Consider the following 16,724-nt stretch of genomic DNA (forward strand, 5'->3'; position numbering starts at 1 on the left):
CCGAATAAGCCGAGTAAGCCGAATCCACGAGAGAAGGTGTCAATCCACGTGCTGCATCCGCTCGTGGATCGACACTTTCGTGGGCGGAAATCCTGCCAGTCCCGCACAGTGGGGCGGCCACTGGACCGGGCGCCCGCCTGCTGTGGCCGGTGGAGTCGCCGCCGGAACGACGACTCGACGGGACCAGCGCCCCGATTGGCCGATTTCGGCATTTTCGCCGCCACGAATCCTCTACGTTGTGAACAACAACGAAGATCTGAACAATCGCCCAGTTGGCTTTCGCGCCCTGGCATCCCCACTCCCAGCGCGCGCAACCGGCTGCGGGCGGCCGCGCCGCGCACAGCGGCGCCCAGCGAGAGGACCGACCGGCATGGACGTCGCCCACGGTGACACCGGCAGCACAGTGACAGCAACGGCGAGCGGCGCCGCGGGCGGGAACTCTCCGGGCGCAGCGGGCCGCTCGCGCCCGGCCTCGCCGCTCCGCCCCAGCAGGCGCACCGTCCTCCGCGCGACCATGGCCGCCGGAGGCGCCGCCGCCCTCGCGGGCATCCTCCCCGCATACTCCGCGGCGCAGACCTCGACGCTGCTCGTCGGCCGCGGCATCGGGGACATCACCGGCGAGCCGCTCAGTGCAGGAATGAATGGCTACGCGACGCTCGAACAGATGTCGACGGGCCTCCACCTGCGCCAGCGTGCCCGCGCCTTCGTCTTCGCCGATCCCGCGGCGGCCGGGTCCCGGGTCGCCTTGGTCACCTGCGAGCTGGGGCTCATGTTCCAGTCGATCCAGCAGGAGGTGCTGCGCCGCCTTGCCGCGCGCTTCGGCGACACCTACACCGAAGCCAACGTGATCCTCTCGGCGACGCATACGCACGTCGCCCCGGGCGGTACCTCGGGCCACCCCATGGTCGACCTGTCGATGCTCGGTTTCCGGCCCCGTACCTTCGAGGCGAACGTCGCCGGGATCGTCGACGCCATCGCCATGGCACACGGCGACCTCGCCCCCACCGACATCGGCCTCGGCCACGCGGATCTCGTCGGCGTCGGCGTCAACCGCTCCCAGCCCGCCTTCGACGCCAACCCGGAGCAGGACAAGGCGCACTTCCCGCACGCGGTCGACACCCGGTCGCAGACCCTGCAGATGTACCGCGGCGGGCAACTCGTCGGTGTCCTCAACTGGTTCGGTGAGCACGCCACGTCGATGACCGACGAGAACACCCTCGTCTCCTCCGACAACAAGGGATACGCCGCCCTGCACTGGGAGCGGGAGGTCGCGGGCCAGGACTACCTCGCGCACGGCGTCCCGGCTCTCGTCACCGCCTTCGCGCAGTCCACGGCGGGCGACGTCTCGCCGAACCTCGATCTCCAGCCCGGCAAGGGCCCCACGGACGACCAGTTCGAAAACACCCGCGAGATCGGCACACGCCAGTTCGATGCGGCGAATGGGCAGGTCGGCGGGGCGCTGCGGCCGCTCGGCGGCGGAATCGACATTCGCCACAAGTGGTACGACATGTCGGCGATCGACGTGCGACCGGAGTTCACCGGCGACGGGCAGACCCACCGCACCGCCGTCGCCGCACTTGGAGCCGCGTTCGCCGCGGGCTCGCAGGAGGACGGCGGAGGGGGCGACGGCCTCCCCTTCAACGAGGGCGAGCGCGGCGGCAACCCGGTGGTCCGCCAGATCGGCGACGTCGTGATCCCCCAGTGGCTGCGCGACGCCCAGGGCGCGAAGGACGTCCTCCTGCCCGTGGGGCTCGTGCCCAACGCGATCCAGCGGGTCTACCCGTTCCACCTGCTCCGACTCGGCGGGCACTACATCTTCGCGCTCCCGTTCGAGGTGACCACCGTCGCCGGGCTCCGCCTCCGCGAGACGCTCGCCGCGGCGCTCGGGCTCCCCGCCGAGCAGGCCGACGACCTCATCACCATCCAGGGCTATTCCAACGGCTACGGGCACTACCTCACCACGCCGGAGGAGTACGCGACTCAGAACTACGAGGGCGGCGCGACGGCGTTTGGGCCCTGGCAGCTCCCGGCCACCCAGCAGATCGCGGCCGAGCTCGCCGAGTCCCTCCGAGACGGCACGCCCCTCGACCCCGGAACGGCGGAGCGGGACCTCACGGGGCTCATCCCCGCCTCGCCCGTCGGGAATCCGGGTATCGACGTGCCGGCCCCGGGAAAGGCGTTCGGAGACGTCATCGACGAGCCGGAGGCGGAGTACCGGACCGGTACCCGCGTGCTCGCCCGCTTCGCCGCAGCCAACCCCAACACGGACCTGCGCCGGGGCGGCACGTACTTCGCGGTCGAGCGGCGCGAGGCGGACGGCGCGTGGACCCGGGTCCGCGACGACGGCGACTGGTCCACGATGGTCACCTTCGAGAACCTCGTCGCGTTCACCAATGCCCTCGTCTCCTGGGACATCCCGCCAACCGCCGCCCCCGGGACGTACCGCATCACCTTCTCCGCGACCGGGCAGGGGATGACGGCGCAGTTCCCCATTTCCGGGACCACCCGCGAATTCGCCGTGCGGTGACCGGATAGCGGATGCGGAACCCGGAGATGTGTTCGCCGCCTGCCTCGGAGGCGCCGCGGGAGGGCGGATCTCCCCACGGATTCCGTGGTGCTCGTATGATGGCCGGAGATAAGCAGTGCGAATTGCCGTCGGACCTTTAAGGATCAGCAAACATGGGGAACTTGAGCAGCAACCTGGACTCGATCCGAAAGAATCGCGCCCTTCGCCGGGCGGAGGCCAAGGCGCTGCGCAAGAAGGCTTCCATCGAGTCGAAGGCGCAGCTCAAGGCGGATAAGGCCGCGAAGAAGATCCGCGAGCGCGCGAACTCCAAGGACGTCAAGAAGGCCCGCAAGAAGGCCGATAAGGTTGCGAAGAAGGCGACGAAGAACGCCCGTGCCGGGGCCGAGAAGCTCGGCGCGAAGGCCTCGGACGAGGCGAAGTCGCTCGTCGATACCGCGAAGACCACCGCTTCGGGCGCCAAGAACGCCGCCGTCAGCGCCGATAAGGGCTTCGCCAAGCGCCACAAGGGCGCCGTCGAGCTCGATATCCGCAAGGCCAAGATCGAGGACAAGGTCCGCCGCAAGCAGCTCAAGCAGGAGGCCAAGCTCGAGGCCAACGCGAACAAGCGCTCGGCGAAGGACGCGAAGCTCGGCCGCGCCCACGAGCGCAAGCTCGCCGAGCTCGAGCTGCAAAAGATCGAGAAGGGCAAGATCAACAAGGACACGGCCAAGCGCTACGTGGGCTTCGCCTCCGTCGTGCTCCCCGTGGTCGCGCCGCTCGCACTCAAGGGCATCTCCTCCGCGCAGGCAGCCCGCGGCGGTCAGCTCTCGGCCAACCCGGCCACGGCGCTCGACAACCGGATCTCCTCGATCCGCCAGTCCGTGGACAAGCTCGCCGCCAACCGCGGGGACGAGGCCGATATCGCTCGCTTCTCCAAGCAGACCGAGTCGCGGCTCAACGACCTCGCCACCGCGGTCGAGTCCGCGGAGTCCGTGCCGACGGCCGAGCGCCGCAACGTGCACAAGTCGATCTCGGGCGAGCTCGACCGGATCAACCGCGACGTTCTCGCGCGCCTCGGCGTCAAGGCCTAGCGCTCCCCGCGCCTTCGGCGCCCGCGTTCCTAGCGCCCGCGCCCGCGCTCCCGGCGGCCCCTCCCCTATCCGGGGAGGGGCCGCCCGGCCATAATCGGGGTATGCGTATTTTCTCGGCCCCCCGCTCCCCCGGCCTCTCCCGGCGCCGCATCGCGGCTCCCGTGGCCGCCCTCTTCCTCGCGGCCGTCCCCGCTCCCGCCGCGACGGCACTGCTCACCGCGCCCGCCGCGCAGGCACACTCGACGATCGTGTCGACCTCGCCGGAGCAGGGCGCCACGGTGGACGCCTCGCCCTCGGAGGTGACCATCACGTTCAACGAGGACATCTCGCCAGAGTTCGCCACACTCACTGTGATGAAGGACGGGACCGATGAAGCAAAGGGCGAGCCGAAGGTCGATGGCGCGACGATCTCGGTGGGCACCGACGGGCTCGAGCCCGCGACCTACACCGTGGGCTACCGCGCGGTGAGCGCCGACGGACACCCCGTCCAGGGCTCCTTCGAGTTCACGGTCGGCGGGGACGGCGCGGGCGCCGGGTCGGCCGCCGGCGGCACCACCGAGTCGAGCTCCACGTCGAGCGCTGCGGCCGGCGCCTCCGGTTCCGCAAGCCCCTCGGCCGATTCGCAGAACGGACAGTCGAGCGATCCCGCCACCGACGCACAGGCCGGGGAGACCGCCGAGCAGTCTGACAGCTCCTCGCCGTGGCTAGCGTTCGTGATCTTCGGCGTGATCGCCGTGGCGCTCATCGCCGGCGGCTTCTACTTCCTCGGCCGGCAGCGCAAGCAGCTGCAGGAATTCTCGGGTCCGGAGTCCGGCGACGACTCCGCCGGCAACGCCGACGAGCGCTGATCCAGGCGCCTGATTTCCCGGCGGCCCCTCACTCTTCCGGCCCCCACCACAAATGCCCCCGCGGAATCACGCGGGGGCATTCGTGTCGACAGCCTGGCGGCTTGCCTAGGGCGACCTGGCGCCGCTACCGGCCTGGAAGGAAGCGCATGAGGCCCGAGACGCTGCCGAGCGCCTTGCTCCACTGCGCGTTGCTCAGGAAGCTTGGGCCGCCGAGGTGCATCACGCGCTGCGAGGCGACGGTCTGCGCCTCGGTGTACTTGTACAGGCCCTCCTCGCCGTGGCGGCGGCCGACGCCCGAGGTCTTCATGCCGCCCATCGGCGCGGAGTAGGAACCCCACGCGGAGATGTAGCCCTCCCCGACGTTCACGGTGCCCGCCTCGATCCGGCGCGCGATCTCGATGCCCTCGGCTTCGCTGCCGGCGAACACCGAGGCATTGAGCCCGTACTCGGTGTCGTTGGCCTTCTCGACCGCATCGTCGATGGAGTCCACCGGGTAGATCGACACGAGCGGGCCGAAGGTCTCATCGCCGAAGCAGGTCGCCGCCTCCGGGACGTCTGCGAGGATCGTCGGCTCGAGGAACAGGGGCCCGAGATCCGGGCGGGCCTTGCCGCCCGTCACGACCCGAGCGCCTTTGGCCACGGCATCGTCGAAATGCTCGACGACGGTGTCGAACTGTGCCTGCGAGATTAGCGAGCCCATCTCTGTGCCGAACTTGTAGCCCGGCCCGATCTTCATCGCCCCGACCCGGCGACGCAGCGCCTCCTCGAGGGCGGCGGCCGCCGAGCGCTCGACGTACACGCGCTCGATGGAGATGCAGAGCTGACCGGAGTTCGAGAACATCGCGCGCGTCGCGATCTCGGCCACCTTGTCGAGGTCGGCGTCCGCTGTCACGATCATGGGGTTCTTCCCGCCGAGCTCGGCGGAGAAGCTGATCAGCCGCTCGCCCGCCTGCGCCGCGAGCTTGCGGCCCGTGGCGGTGGAGCCGGTGAACATGAGGTAGTCGGAGTTGTCGAGGATCGCGGTGCCGAGCTCGCGGCCCGGTCCGGGGACGACGGCGAAGAGGTCGCGCGGCACGCCCGCCTCGTACAGGGCCTCGGCGGCGGCCAGCGCGCTGAACGGCGTCTGAGAATCCGGCTTGAGTAGCACGCCGTTACCCGCGACGAGGCCCGCGATCGCATCGGACACTGCGAGCGTGAGCGGGTAGTTCCACGGTGAGATGACCCCGATGATGCCCTTGGGCACGTGGTTGACCTCGGTCTTCGTGAGCACCGGGATGAGCCCCCGCGCGTCCTTACGACGCAACACCTTGGGGCCGAGTTTGGCGTAGTAGGACGAGGTCATCGCGACGTCGAGGGTCTCCTCGAGCGCCGCGGTCCGCGCCTTGCCGCTCTCCGCCTGGATCACGTCGAGGAAGAAGTCGCGCTTCGAGTGGACGAGCCGGCCGAAGCGGCCGATGATCTCCGCGCGCTCCGCGACCGGGCGGGCCGCCCACTCCTTCTGCGCGACGCGGACCCGCTCGGCGGCGGCCTCGACGTCGGCCGACGTGCCCACGACCATCTCGGCGAGCGGCTCACCGGTGAACACCTCGTCGATCATGCGGGTCTTCCGCGACGACGGATTGCGCACGAAGTCCGGGATCGCGACCAGACTGCGGAGGCGTTCGAACGTTTCGGTACTCGGTTTCGGCATGAACACAGTGTAGTTACTCGGGAGTAAGTTCGGGAGCCCTCTCTACTTCGATCACCCCTCCTCTTGACCCTCCCGCAGCGTGAGGCGGAACCCTGGTGTGCAGCGCGGGAGAATGGCCCGTGGGACACCGGAGAACCGCCCGCGAGACGCGGGAGAACGAACAGGCGGGAGCCGCGGAAGGGAGGAGCGATGGGCACCGGACTCGGCAATGACGGCGATTCCGGCACTTCCGGCTACACCGGCCGACACGCCGACCCCATGTGGTCGGTCGGCGAGGTCGCGCGCCTCGCGGGGATCACCGTGCGCACGCTGCACCACTGGGACGACATCGGGCTCGTCTCCCCCGAGCAGCGCTCGGCCGCCGGCTACCGCCTCTACGGCCCCGGGGACCTCGCGCTGGTCCATCGCGTGGTGGTGTTCCGAGAACTCGGGATGCCCCTTGCGGATGTGGCGTCCGTCGTCAGAGGCGAAACGAGCGCAACCGAACAGCTACGGCGACAGTCCGAGCTGCTCGGGAGCGAGATCGAGCGGCTGCGGCGGATGCGGAAATCAGTGGAGAGGATGAGGAAGATGGAAGAAACGGGAATGACGCTCACACCCGAGGAGGCGAAGGAGATCTTCGGCGACACGTGGGTGCCGGAGTATCAGGAGGAGGCGAAGGAGCGCTGGGGCGACACCGAGCAGTGGGCGCAGTCGACGTCGCGGACCGCGAAGTTCTCGAAGGAGGACTGGCAGCGGGTCAAGGAGGAGACCGACTCGCTCCACGAGGCGCTCGGCGCGGCGAAGCGGGCCGGGGTCGCCCCGGATTCCGAGGAGGCGGCGGCGCTCACCGAGCGGCACCGCGCGTCGATCGACCGCTTCTACGACTGCACGCACGCGATGCAGGTGTGCATGGCCAGAATGTACACCACCGACCAGCGCTTTACCGACACGTATGACGCCGTCGAGCCTGGTCTGGCCCAGTGGCTGCGATCGGCTATCGAGGCGAACGCGCGGCGGCACGGGATCGACCCGGAGACCGCGACCTGGGAGTCCTGATATCGGGCGCTCTGTGGCCGGAGGACCGGACGGCGAACGCCCCGCGGCCGGTGGCCGCGGGGCGTTCTCGTATGCATTGATTGCGGGGCGTTACTCCGCGCTCGCCTTGCGGCGGCCGAGGAACAGGAGCGCCCCGCCGGCGCCGATAAAGGCGACCGCGCCGAGGGCGATGGCGCCGGCCTCTACACCCGTAAAGGCGAGCTGCTCGGGCTCGGGCTCTGCGGCGAGCTCGGCGCCGGGGACCGGGGTCGCGGCGGCGCGCGCCTCGCCCGCGGCGGTGGGGACCTCGGAGGGCGCGGGGTTCGCGACCTGCTCGGCCTTGGCGGCGGGCTTCTCGCCGTTCGCGTACGACGGGGCGGACTCGCCGGCCACCGCAGTCGGAGAGGTGGTCGCCGACGGCGAGGTGGTCTCGGTGCCGGTGGTCTCGGTGGTCGCCGAAGAATCGGTGGACTTCGCGGCCTCTGTGGTCTTCCCGGCCTCTTCGGCCTCCGCCTCCTCGCACAGCTTGTCCGCCTCGTCCTGCGTGACGTCGTGCGTCTTCGGGTAGTTGCGGCGGCAGGGCTCGGGGATCGCCGTCTGCTTGTGCGGGTCCGAGCGCGGGATCGGCGGCAGCGAGAAGACGGCGCGGAGCTCGTCGATGCTGCGCATGATTCGGTCCCACGTCTCGATGTCGGACTCCGTGAGCTCCCCGGCCTCCTGCTTGTTGGCCATGGTCTCGAAGTACCCCGACGAGCCGGTCAGGGCGAAGCCGCCGAGCGCGCGGATCACGGTGTTCTCGGAGACCGTGAGGCCGACGGAGGTGGTGAACTCGCCGCTGCCGGTGCTGGCGAAGGCGCCCGCGCCGGGGGCGTAGGCGACGCCCGGGATGAGCCCGGCGATGGTCGCCGAGGCGGTGGACGGGCCCAGCGGGCCGAGCGAGAACGCGCCCGCGACGATCGAGGCGGCGCCCGCGGTGCCGACCATGCCGATGGTCTCGGGGCTGAGCTGGCCGAGCGCGTCGGGGTTGAAGGTGCCCGGGGCGAGCTGCGTGTCGGCGTACGTGTTCTGGGCGTAGCCGTTCTGGATGTTCTGGCTCTGCGCATAGGTCGTGGTCTGCGGGGTGGCGGTCTGCGTCGCCGAGGGCTGAGTGGTGGCGCGTGCCGAGCCGGACTGCGAGCCGAGCCCGCCCTGCAGCGCCGCGGCGGAGCCCGACTGCGCCCCGGCGACGGAGCCCACCTCGAGCTGCCCGGCCGAGCCGGACTGCCCTGCGGAACCGGACTGCGCCGCCTCGCCGAGCGAGCCCGCGTCGAGGGCGCCGGATGGCGCCGAGGGGAGCGCGTCGCCGAGGCTGCCGAGCGGGTTAGCGGCGCCGGCCTGCGCCTGCGCGCCCGCCTGCGCGCCCGCCTGCGCGCCTGCCTGCGCGCTCACCGCTGCGCTGCCGCTGCCCTGCGCGTCCGCCTCCTGCGCCGAGGCGAAGCCGGCGCCGAGCCCGGTGCCGGCGAACGCCAGGGCGATCACGGCCGAAGTCGCGGTGGCAGTGCGGACTGGCGATCCGGCGATCCCGCGGCGGGAGCGGGCAGCGCCCTGGGGCGAGGAGCTTGTCGAGGCCATGGGGTGAGGTATCCGTTCCTGAGAGCAGCGCGTCGTACACAAGGCCACGACCTGCACCGAACGCGCGCGAGGCGACACATTCTGTGTAGTGCGTAGTCCCTGGGTAAGAGTACGACACGATCGCCGCCCCGTCGCGTGTACCTGACGTGGATCACACTCCGCGGGACCGCGAAGCGCCGCGCAGTCCCCTCCCCTACTGCAGCGCGGAGGTAAGCCGGAAGACGTTGTCGAAATACCGGCCGATCAGCGGCCTCTCCATCCACTGCTCGAGCGTAAGCACGGTGGAGACCTCCTCGTACGAGTCGATCACCCCGCCGAGCAGCTCGGCGGCGTCCCCGGCGAACGTCAGCACGCTCACCTCGAAATTGAGCATGAACGAGCGGATGTCCATGTTCGAGGAACCGAAATAGGTATAGCGGTCGTCGACCAGCATGAGCTTCGCGTGCAACACCTTCGGCTGCGGGAAGCGGTAGATGCGGATCCCGGCCTCGAGGAGCTCGCGAAAGTACGACTGCTGCGCGTGGTGCACGGCGAACTGGTCGGCCTTGCGCGGCACGAGCAGCTCGACGTCGACCCCGCGCAGCACCGCCGACTTCATCGCCTCGAGGAACGCCTCATTGGGGATAAAGTACGGGCTCACCAGGCGCACCGAGGTCATCGCGTTGTTGATGAGCTGGGTGAACATCCGCATCGACGGCTCGCCCGGATACCCCGGGCCGCTCGGCACCACCTGGAAGGCGTTGATCTCCCCGCCCACCGGCCGCACCTTGTACTCCTCGAGCCGTTCGAGGACGTTGTCGATCACCTTCCCCGATTCCGACAGCCAGTCGGTCGCGAAGATCGCGTCGAGCGCGTCGACGACCTCCCCGGAGACGTGCATCATCACGTCCACCCACTCGCGGCCGACGCGGGCATTGCGCCGCGAGCCGTAGTGGCGGCCGATGAGGTTCTGGGAGCCGACGAAGCCCTCCCGACCGTCGATGGTCAGTATCTTCCGGTGGTTGCGCAGGTCCGGCCGGCGGAAACGTCCCTGCAGGGGGCTGATCGGCAGCATCGTATGGAATTGCGCGCCGGCCGCCGTCATACGCCTTCGAATGGTTCGGAGGCTGCCGTACTTCGCCGAGCCGAGGTGATCGGCGAGGACCCGGACCAGGACCCCGCGCTCCGCCGCCGCGACGAGCGCCGAGAAGAACGCGTCGGTCTCGTCGTCCCAGGCCTGGGCGTAGAACTCGACGTGGACGGTGTGCTCGGCGCGCTCGACGGCGGCGGTCATCGCGCGGAAGGACTCGCCGTACTCGCTGTAGACGCCGCGGCAGCGCCCCGTGCTCGCCGGCAGGTTGGTAAGCGAGCGGTTCATCTGCACGACCTGCGCGAAATGCTCCTCGACCTCGACGCCTTCGGGGATCAGTGGCCACCGGTCCGTGGCCTCCGCGAAGGCGATGGTCGCCTGCTCCTGCACGGCATGACGCCGACCCCGCACGTATGGCGAGCCGAGCATGAGATACAGCGGTACGCCGACGATCGGGATAACGAGGATGAGCAACAGCCACGCCTGCGCCGTCGACGGGTGCCGTTTCTCCGGGACGATGCCGACGGCCGCGACCTTGACGGCGAACTCGACGACGAACAGCACCGTCGCCCAGTTGATCGAGTGCCAGACGTTCGCGAAGTCCATAGTCCGTCAAGTCTTACCCGAGTCGGCCTCGCGGTACGCGGCGCACCTCGGATCCGGCCCGCGTTCCGCGCGGTTCGTAGAGTGGAGGCGGAATATTCCGCCAGCAGAATTGCCCCAGCGAAGGAGAACCGCATGTCCGCGCCCCTGGAGTTCGTCGCCACCGCCGACCTCGTCGACGAGATCGGCCCCGCCGTGCGGAGCTGCGACACGCAGTTCCGGAACCTCGGCGGCAACACCGAGTTCTGCGGGCGCATCGCCACCGTGCGCTGCTACCAGGACAACGCGCTGCTCAAGTCGGTGCTCGGCGAGCCCGGCGAGGGCCGCGTCCTCGTGATCGACGGTGCGGCGAGCGTCCACACCGCGCTGGTCGGCGACGTGATCGCCGAGCTCGGCCGCTCCAACGGGTGGGCCGGGGTCGTGGTGAACGGCGCGGTGCGCGATTCGGCGATCATCGGCGGGATGGAGTTCGGCTGCAAGGCGCTCGGCACGAACCCGCGGAAGTCCACAAAGACCGGTGAGGGCGAGCGCGACGTGGTCGTCGGCTTCGGCGGCGTGACCTTCGTTCCCGGCGAGGAGCTCTACGCGGACGCCGACGGGATCGTCGTCCGGTAGCTGGGCCGGCGGCGTAGGCGGGCCGGCGGCCCCGGAGGCCCCGGAGGCGCCGTCACAAACGGGTCTTCCCCTACGCCTCCCCGCGCACCCAGCGCAGGAGCGGCGCGAGCGAGGCGCGGTTGGTGAAGTCGAAATTGCCGCCGTTGTCGAGCATCGCCTGCTCGTCGGGCGTGCGGCGCGGGCGCGATTTGAGCGCCGCGACCTGCGCGCGCAGCGCGATCTTGTCGCGCATCCCGAGCTTCGAGGTATCGAGCTTGCCGCGGAGCTGGAAGAACTTGAGCTGGGTCATTTTCTCGGCGTCGATGGACTTCTCGATCGCGCGGAGGCGGTCGTAGTCGAAGACCTGCGAGAGGCCGACCACGGCGATGGCCACGCGGCGGCCGAAGTCCTGCAGGTAGTCCCAGTTGTCGAGCACGAACTCGGCGCCTCCGAGCCCGCCGTCGGCGCGGAGCGTCGCGATGACCACGACCGTGTCCGCGACGAGAAGCGCGCCGCTGAGCGGGCCGACCGGATCGGCGGCCTCCTCGACCGTCCCGCTGGTCGCCTCTGTCTCCTCTGCGAGCCACTCCGCGTACGCCCGTGCGCCCGCGTCCGCGCCGTCGAATACGACCACCACGTGGCGGCGCGAGACCCCCTGCTCACTCATCCCTCATCCTCCTGCTCATCGGTGCTGACGACGCGCGCCCGGTTTCCACCCAGGTCCACGATGTCTCCTGCCGCGAGGCCACGGCCTCTACGCTCCTCCAGCTCGCCGTTGACCGTGACGAGCCCCTCGGCGAGGACCTGCTTCGCCTCGGCGCCGGACTCGATGAGGTTCGCGAGCTTGAGGAACTGCCCGAGCGTGAGCTTCGAGGACAGATCGCAGGGCACCCCGGGCACGTCTGGTGCTGCCTCGGGGGCGGGACGGGATTCGGCGCGCTTCGGGCGGCGCCCGGCGAGATGGCGACTCATGCCCACAAGGGTACGGATCCGGGCCGGATTCCCGGACGGGTAGGTGGCAGCGCGCTACCTATACGCGCCCGCCACTCGGTCGCCGAGCCCCAGCGACTCCACGACCTCCGCAACCCGCGCCCGCCCTTCGGCTCCGAGCCCCTGAACGGGGAGCGGAAGCGAGGGGGCCCGTACGAGGCCGAGCACCTCGGCAATGGCGGCTACTACCCGGAGGCTCCCGCCGAGTTCGGTGAACAGCGACCACAGAGGGTCGAGTTCCGCGGAGAGCGCCGTCGCCTGGTCGGTGTTTCCCCGCCGCACGGCCTCGACGATGCGGAGCGCGGGCTCTGGGATCGTCCCGGCGATCACCGAATATTAGGCGTCGCATCCCGCGACGAGCCCCGGCGCCGCGAAAGCGTCGCCCGAGATTCCGATGCTCACATGGCCGGGAACGACAGCGCGGATCTCCTCGACCCGGCGCACCGCGCTCTGCGGCTCAGTGGGGATTCCTGGGATCTTGATCGACGCGATTCCGGGGAGGGCGGCAATACGTTCGTAGAGCCCGAGGCCGAAATCGACGTGGGTCGTGTCGGGATTGTCGTAGACGATGATGGGCAGCTCGGCGTGCCCGCAGGCCGCCTCGAAGAGCCCGAACACCTCGTCGTCACCGAGGGGCTGGTAGGTCATCGGGGCGAGCAGGAGCCCCCTGGCGCCGGCTTCCTGCGCCGCGTCGATGTTCGCGAGGACCTGGGAGGTACGCAGCGCCCCGACGCCCACGAACACCGGGGTCTCGCCCGCATTCTCGACGGCGACACGCGCGACGAGCGCCCGTTCCGTGGGCGAGAGGTACGCGTACGAACCGGTCGAGCCCAGCGCGGTGATCGAGTCGACCCCCGACGCGGAGAGCCTCGCGATGAGCGTGCCGAAGGTGTCCGAATCGATCCGGTCGTCGACGAGCGGTGTCAGCGGAAATGCGCTCAACCCGGTGAACATCGTGGTCTCGCTTTCTGCGAAATCGGCAAGGAGTGGGCACGCCCGAGAATCGTCCGCCCGCCACCTTAGCGATCAACATTATGAAAAACGCCCCCTGTCGATCGGGCTGATCGGCAGGGGGCGCTTGGGCGCCAACGCGCAGCGAGACTAGCGCTGCGGGGCGTCGGTCGGGCGGATCGGCGACGGCAGCGCCGTCTCTCCCATGAGGTAACGGTCCACCGCGGCGGCCGCGGAGCGACCCTCGGCGATCGCCCACACGATGAGCGACTGGCCCCGGCCCATGTCGCCGGCAACGAACACACCCTCGACATCCGTGGCGAAGTGGTCGTCGCGGACCACGTTGCCACGGTCGGTGTACTTGACGCCCAGATCGTTGAGCAGGCCGGCCTGCTGCGGACCGGTGAAGCCCATGGCGAGGAGCACGAGATCGGCGGAGTACTCGAAGTCCGAGCCCTCGACGGTCTGGAAGCGGCCGTCGACCATCTTGACCTCGTGGCCCTTGAGCGACGTGATCTTGCCGTTCGTGCCGATGAACTCGGCGGTGGAGACGCTGTAGATGCGCTCGCCGTTCTCCTCGTGCGCCGAAGGCGTACGGAGCATGAGCGGGTAGGTCGGCCACGGAGTCGAGGCGGCTCGGGTGGCCGGCGGCTGCGGCATGATCTCGAAGGACTTGACCGACTTCGCGCCCTGGCGGGTCGCGGTGCCGAGGCAGTCCGCGCCGGTGTCGCCACCGCCGATGATGATGACGTCCTTGCCCTTCGCGGTGATCGGCGGCTCGCCGTCCGCGTCGAGGACGTCGTCGCCGACCGCAGCCCGGTTCGCCCAGGGGAGGTACTCCATAGCCTGGTGGATGCCGTCGAGCTCGCGGCCCGGGATCGGCAGGTCACGGCGCAGGGTCGCACCGCCAGACAGCACGACCGCGTCGAACTCCTCGCGAAGCTGCGAGGCCGTGATGTCCTTGCCCACATTTACGCCGGTGCGGAAGACGGTGCCCTCGGCCTCCATCTGCTCGATCCGGCGATCGATGATGCGCTTTTCCATCTTGAACTGCGGGATGCCGTAGCGCATGAGCCCGCCGATGCGGTCGTCGCGCTCGAAGAGCGTGACGGCGTGGCCGGCGCGGGTGAGCTGCTGCGCAGCGGCCATGCCGGCCGGACCCGAGCCGACGACGGCGACCTTTTGACCCGTCTGAAAGCTCGGCTTGATCGGCTTGAGGTGGTCGCCGGCGAACGCTTCCTCGGCGATCTCCACCTCGATCTGCTTGATCGTCACGGCCGGCTGGTTGATGCCGAGCACGCAGGATCCCTCGCAGGGCGCCGGGCAGAGTCGGCCGGTGAACTCGGGGAAGTTGTTCGTGGCGTGGAGGCGGTCGACCGCCTCGCCCCACTGGCCCCGATACACCAGGTCGTTCCACTCGGGGATGATGTTGCCCAGCGGGCAGCCCTTGTGGCAGAACGGGATTCCGCAGTCCATGCAGCGGCTCGCCTGGTCGGTGAGCAACGGCAAATCGATGCGAGTCGAGGTGTAGACCTCGTTCCAGTCCTTGACGCGCTCGTCGACCGGACGGCCGGTGGGGAGCTTGCGCTCGGTGTGCTTGAGAAAGCCCTTCGGATCAGCCATTTGCAGCCTCCATGATCGCCTCGTCGACGTTGCGTCCGTCCTTCTCGGCCTGCTCGATGGCGAGGAGCACACGCTTGTAATCGCGCGGCATGACCTTCCGGAAGGCGGTGATATTCTGCGACCAGCCCGACAGGATCCTGTCGGCGAGCGCAGATTCGGTCAGATCTCGATGTTGTGTGACGACGTCGTGTAGGAACTGTGCGTCTTCAGTGCCCAACTCCTCGAGGTCGACCAACTCGGTGTTGAGGTTCTCCCCGAGCTTGTTCTCCGGGTCGTAGAAGTACGCGATGCCGCCGGACATGCCGGCCGCGACGTTGCGCCCAGTCTCGCCCAGCACGACCACGCGGCCGCCCGTCATGTACTCGCAGGCGTGGTCGCCCACGCCCTCGACCACGGCCGTGACGCCAGAGTTCCGGACGCAGAAGCGCTCGCCCACGATGCCGCGGAGGAACATCTCGCCCTTCGTGGCGCCGTAGCCGATGACGTTGCCGGCGATGATGTTCTCCTCCGCCGCGAAGTTGTCGGGGACCTCGGCGCTGGGCCGGACGATGATCCGGCCGCCGGAAAGGCCCTTGCCGACGTAGTCGTTGGCGTCGCCGTAGACCCGAGCGGTGATGCCGCGAGTCATGAACGCCCCGAACGAGTTGCCGGCAGAGCCCGTGAAGCTCAGGTCGATGCTGCCCGGCTCGAGGCCTGCCGCGCCGTGGAGCTTGGAGATCTCGTGGCTGAGCATCGTGCCGACCGAGCGGTTGACGTTGACGATCGGGTACTCGAGCTCGAGCGAGCCGCTGCCCGCATCCACAACAGCGCGGGTGTCGGCGATGATCTTCTGGTCGAGCGCCTGATCGAGCTTGTGGTTCTGCTCCTTGGTCTGGTGCAGATCCTGGTGCATGAACGGCGAGTCGACCTGCTCGAAGATCGGGCTGAGATCGAGCTTCGCGGCGCGCTTGTGGTGCTTGAGCGCGCGCTCGATGTCGAGGCACTCCGAGTGGCCGATGGCCTCGTCGAGGGTGCGGAAACCGAGCTCCGCGAGGTACTCGCGCACCTCCTCGGCGATGTACTCCATGAAGTTGACCACGTACTCGGCCTTGCCGGTGAAGCGCTCTCGGAGCACCGGGTTCTGCGTCGCGACGCCCACCGGGCAGGTGTCGAGGTGGCACACGCGCATCATGATGCAGCCCGAGACGACGAGCGGAGCAGTGGCGAAGCCGAATTCCTCGCCGCCCAGGAGAGCCGCGACCATGACATCACGACCGGTCTTGAGCTGGCCGTCGACCTGCACGACGACACGGTCGCGGAGGCCGTTGAGCAGCAGCGTCTGCTGGGTCTCGGCGAGGCCGATCTCCCAGGGGCCGCCCGCGTGCTTGAGCGAGTTGAGCGGCGAGGCGCCCGTGCCGCCGTCGTGGCCCGAGATGAGCACGACGTCCGCGTGCGCCTTCGAGACGCCGGCCGCGACCGTGCCGACGCCCTGCTCGGCGACGAGCTTGACGTGGACGCGAGCCTGCGGGTTCGCGTTCTTCAGGTCGTAGATGAGCTGCGCGAGGTCCTCGATCGAGTAGATGTCGTGGTGCGGCGGCGGCGAGATGAGCCCGACGCCCGGGGTGGAGCCACGGACCTCGGCGACCCACGGGTACACCTTGTTCGGCGGGAGCTGGCCGCCCTCGCCGGGCTTCGCGCCCTGCGCCATCTTGATCTGGATGTCGGTGCAGTTCGCGAGGTAGTTCGCCGTGACGCCGAAGCGGCCGGACGCGACCTGCTTGATCGCCGAACGACGCCAGTCGCCGTTCTCCTCCGGCGTGAAGCGCGCGGGGTTCTCCCCGCCCTCGCCGGAGTTCGAGCGGCCCTTGAGACGGTTCATCGCGATGGCGAGCGTCTCGTGGGCCTCGGCCGAGATCGAGCCGTATGACATGGCGCCGGTGGAGAACCGCTTGACGATCTCGGAGACCGGCTCGACCTCGTCGATGGAGATCGACGGGCGGTCGCTCGTGAAGCGGAAGAGGCCGCGCAGCGTGGCGAGGTTCTCCGACTGGTCGTCGATGAGCTTCGTGTATTCCTTGAAGATCTCGTACTTACCGCTGCGCGTGGAGTGCTGGAGCTTGAACACCGTGTCCGGGTTGAACAGGTGGTACTC

At 69.4% G+C, this 16,724-nt stretch carries 14 protein-coding genes; 5 read left to right on the forward strand and 9 right to left on the reverse strand.

Going from position 1 to position 16,724, the window contains the following annotated elements; all coding sequences use genetic code 11:
• The first annotated feature begins 370 nt into the window (after positions 1–370).
• From V7E05_RS10915 to V7E05_RS10925, 3 genes are all read left to right on the forward strand, one after another.
• Positions 371–2,527, forward strand: coding sequence for a neutral/alkaline non-lysosomal ceramidase N-terminal domain-containing protein (locus V7E05_RS10915; protein WP_333619681.1), 2,157 nt, complete (start codon positions 371–373; stop codon positions 2,525–2,527).
• Between the two features lie 161 nt (positions 2,528–2,688).
• Positions 2,689–3,597: a DUF6474 family protein gene (locus tag V7E05_RS10920; RefSeq protein ID WP_333619682.1), complete on the forward strand. Its 909-nt coding sequence runs from the start codon at positions 2,689–2,691 to the stop codon at positions 3,595–3,597.
• Between the two features lie 101 nt (positions 3,598–3,698).
• Complete coding sequence (locus V7E05_RS10925; protein WP_333619683.1) at positions 3,699–4,445, forward strand: copper resistance CopC family protein; 747 nt, start codon at positions 3,699–3,701, stop codon at positions 4,443–4,445.
• A 124-nt stretch (positions 4,446–4,569) separates the two neighbouring features.
• On the opposite strand, the gene V7E05_RS10930 is transcribed toward V7E05_RS10925, so the two are convergent.
• Positions 4,570–6,135, reverse strand: coding sequence for a succinic semialdehyde dehydrogenase (locus V7E05_RS10930; RefSeq protein WP_333619684.1), 1,566 nt, complete (start codon positions 6,133–6,135; stop codon positions 4,570–4,572).
• 189 nt (positions 6,136–6,324) lie between these two features.
• On the opposite strand from V7E05_RS10930, the gene V7E05_RS10935 reads away from it, so the two are divergent.
• On the forward strand, positions 6,325–7,173 hold the full coding sequence (locus V7E05_RS10935) for a MerR family transcriptional regulator (RefSeq protein WP_333619685.1): 849 nt from the start codon (positions 6,325–6,327) through the stop codon (positions 7,171–7,173).
• A gap of 90 nt (positions 7,174–7,263) precedes the next feature.
• Here the strand turns inward: V7E05_RS10935 and V7E05_RS10940 are convergent, their stop codons facing one another.
• Together V7E05_RS10940 and cls are read right to left on the reverse strand one after the other, a co-directional pair.
• Complete coding sequence (locus V7E05_RS10940; protein ID WP_333619686.1) at positions 7,264–8,763, reverse strand: hypothetical protein; 1,500 nt, start codon at positions 8,761–8,763, stop codon at positions 7,264–7,266.
• Between the two features lie 193 nt (positions 8,764–8,956).
• A complete protein-coding gene (gene cls, locus V7E05_RS10945; RefSeq protein WP_333619687.1) occupies positions 8,957–10,438 on the reverse strand; it encodes a cardiolipin synthase in 1,482 nt (493 codons plus the stop codon).
• Positions 10,439–10,570: 132 nt separating this feature from the next.
• On the opposite strand from cls, the gene rraA reads away from it, so the two are divergent.
• A complete protein-coding gene (gene rraA / locus V7E05_RS10950; protein WP_333619688.1) occupies positions 10,571–11,050 on the forward strand; it encodes a ribonuclease E activity regulator RraA in 480 nt (159 codons plus the stop codon).
• Positions 11,051–11,120: 70 nt separating this feature from the next.
• Here the strand turns inward: rraA and V7E05_RS10955 are convergent, their stop codons facing one another.
• The 6 genes from V7E05_RS10955 to V7E05_RS10980 form a co-directional block, all read right to left on the reverse strand.
• On the reverse strand, positions 11,121–11,696 hold the full coding sequence (locus V7E05_RS10955; RefSeq protein ID WP_333619689.1) for a flavodoxin domain-containing protein: 576 nt from the start codon (positions 11,694–11,696) through the stop codon (positions 11,121–11,123).
• On the reverse strand, positions 11,693–11,929 hold the full coding sequence (locus tag V7E05_RS10960) for an RNA-binding S4 domain-containing protein (protein WP_333619694.1): 237 nt from the start codon (positions 11,927–11,929) through the stop codon (positions 11,693–11,695). Before V7E05_RS10960 ends, V7E05_RS10955 begins: the two co-directional genes overlap by 4 nt.
• A 126-nt stretch (positions 11,930–12,055) precedes the next feature.
• Entirely contained in the window at positions 12,056–12,349 is a 294-nt protein-coding gene (locus tag V7E05_RS10965; RefSeq protein ID WP_333619690.1) for a hypothetical protein, read from the reverse strand.
• Between the two features lie 6 nt (positions 12,350–12,355).
• Positions 12,356–12,961: a dihydrodipicolinate synthase family protein gene (locus V7E05_RS10970; protein ID WP_333619691.1), complete on the reverse strand. Its 606-nt coding sequence runs from the start codon at positions 12,959–12,961 to the stop codon at positions 12,356–12,358.
• A gap of 159 nt (positions 12,962–13,120) precedes the next feature.
• Positions 13,121–14,593 (reverse strand): glutamate synthase subunit beta, encoded by a 1,473-nt coding sequence (locus tag V7E05_RS10975; RefSeq protein WP_333619692.1) that lies wholly within the window; start codon positions 14,591–14,593, stop codon positions 13,121–13,123.
• Positions 14,586–16,724: glutamate synthase-related protein (locus V7E05_RS10980; protein ID WP_333619693.1), on the reverse strand; the 2,139-nt coding region annotated here is incomplete at its 5' end. The genes V7E05_RS10980 and V7E05_RS10975, both read right to left, overlap by 8 nt.

The organism is Dietzia sp. (genome assembly GCF_036741115.1).
In the GTDB taxonomy this organism is placed as follows: Bacteria; Actinomycetota; Actinomycetes; order Mycobacteriales; family Mycobacteriaceae; genus Dietzia.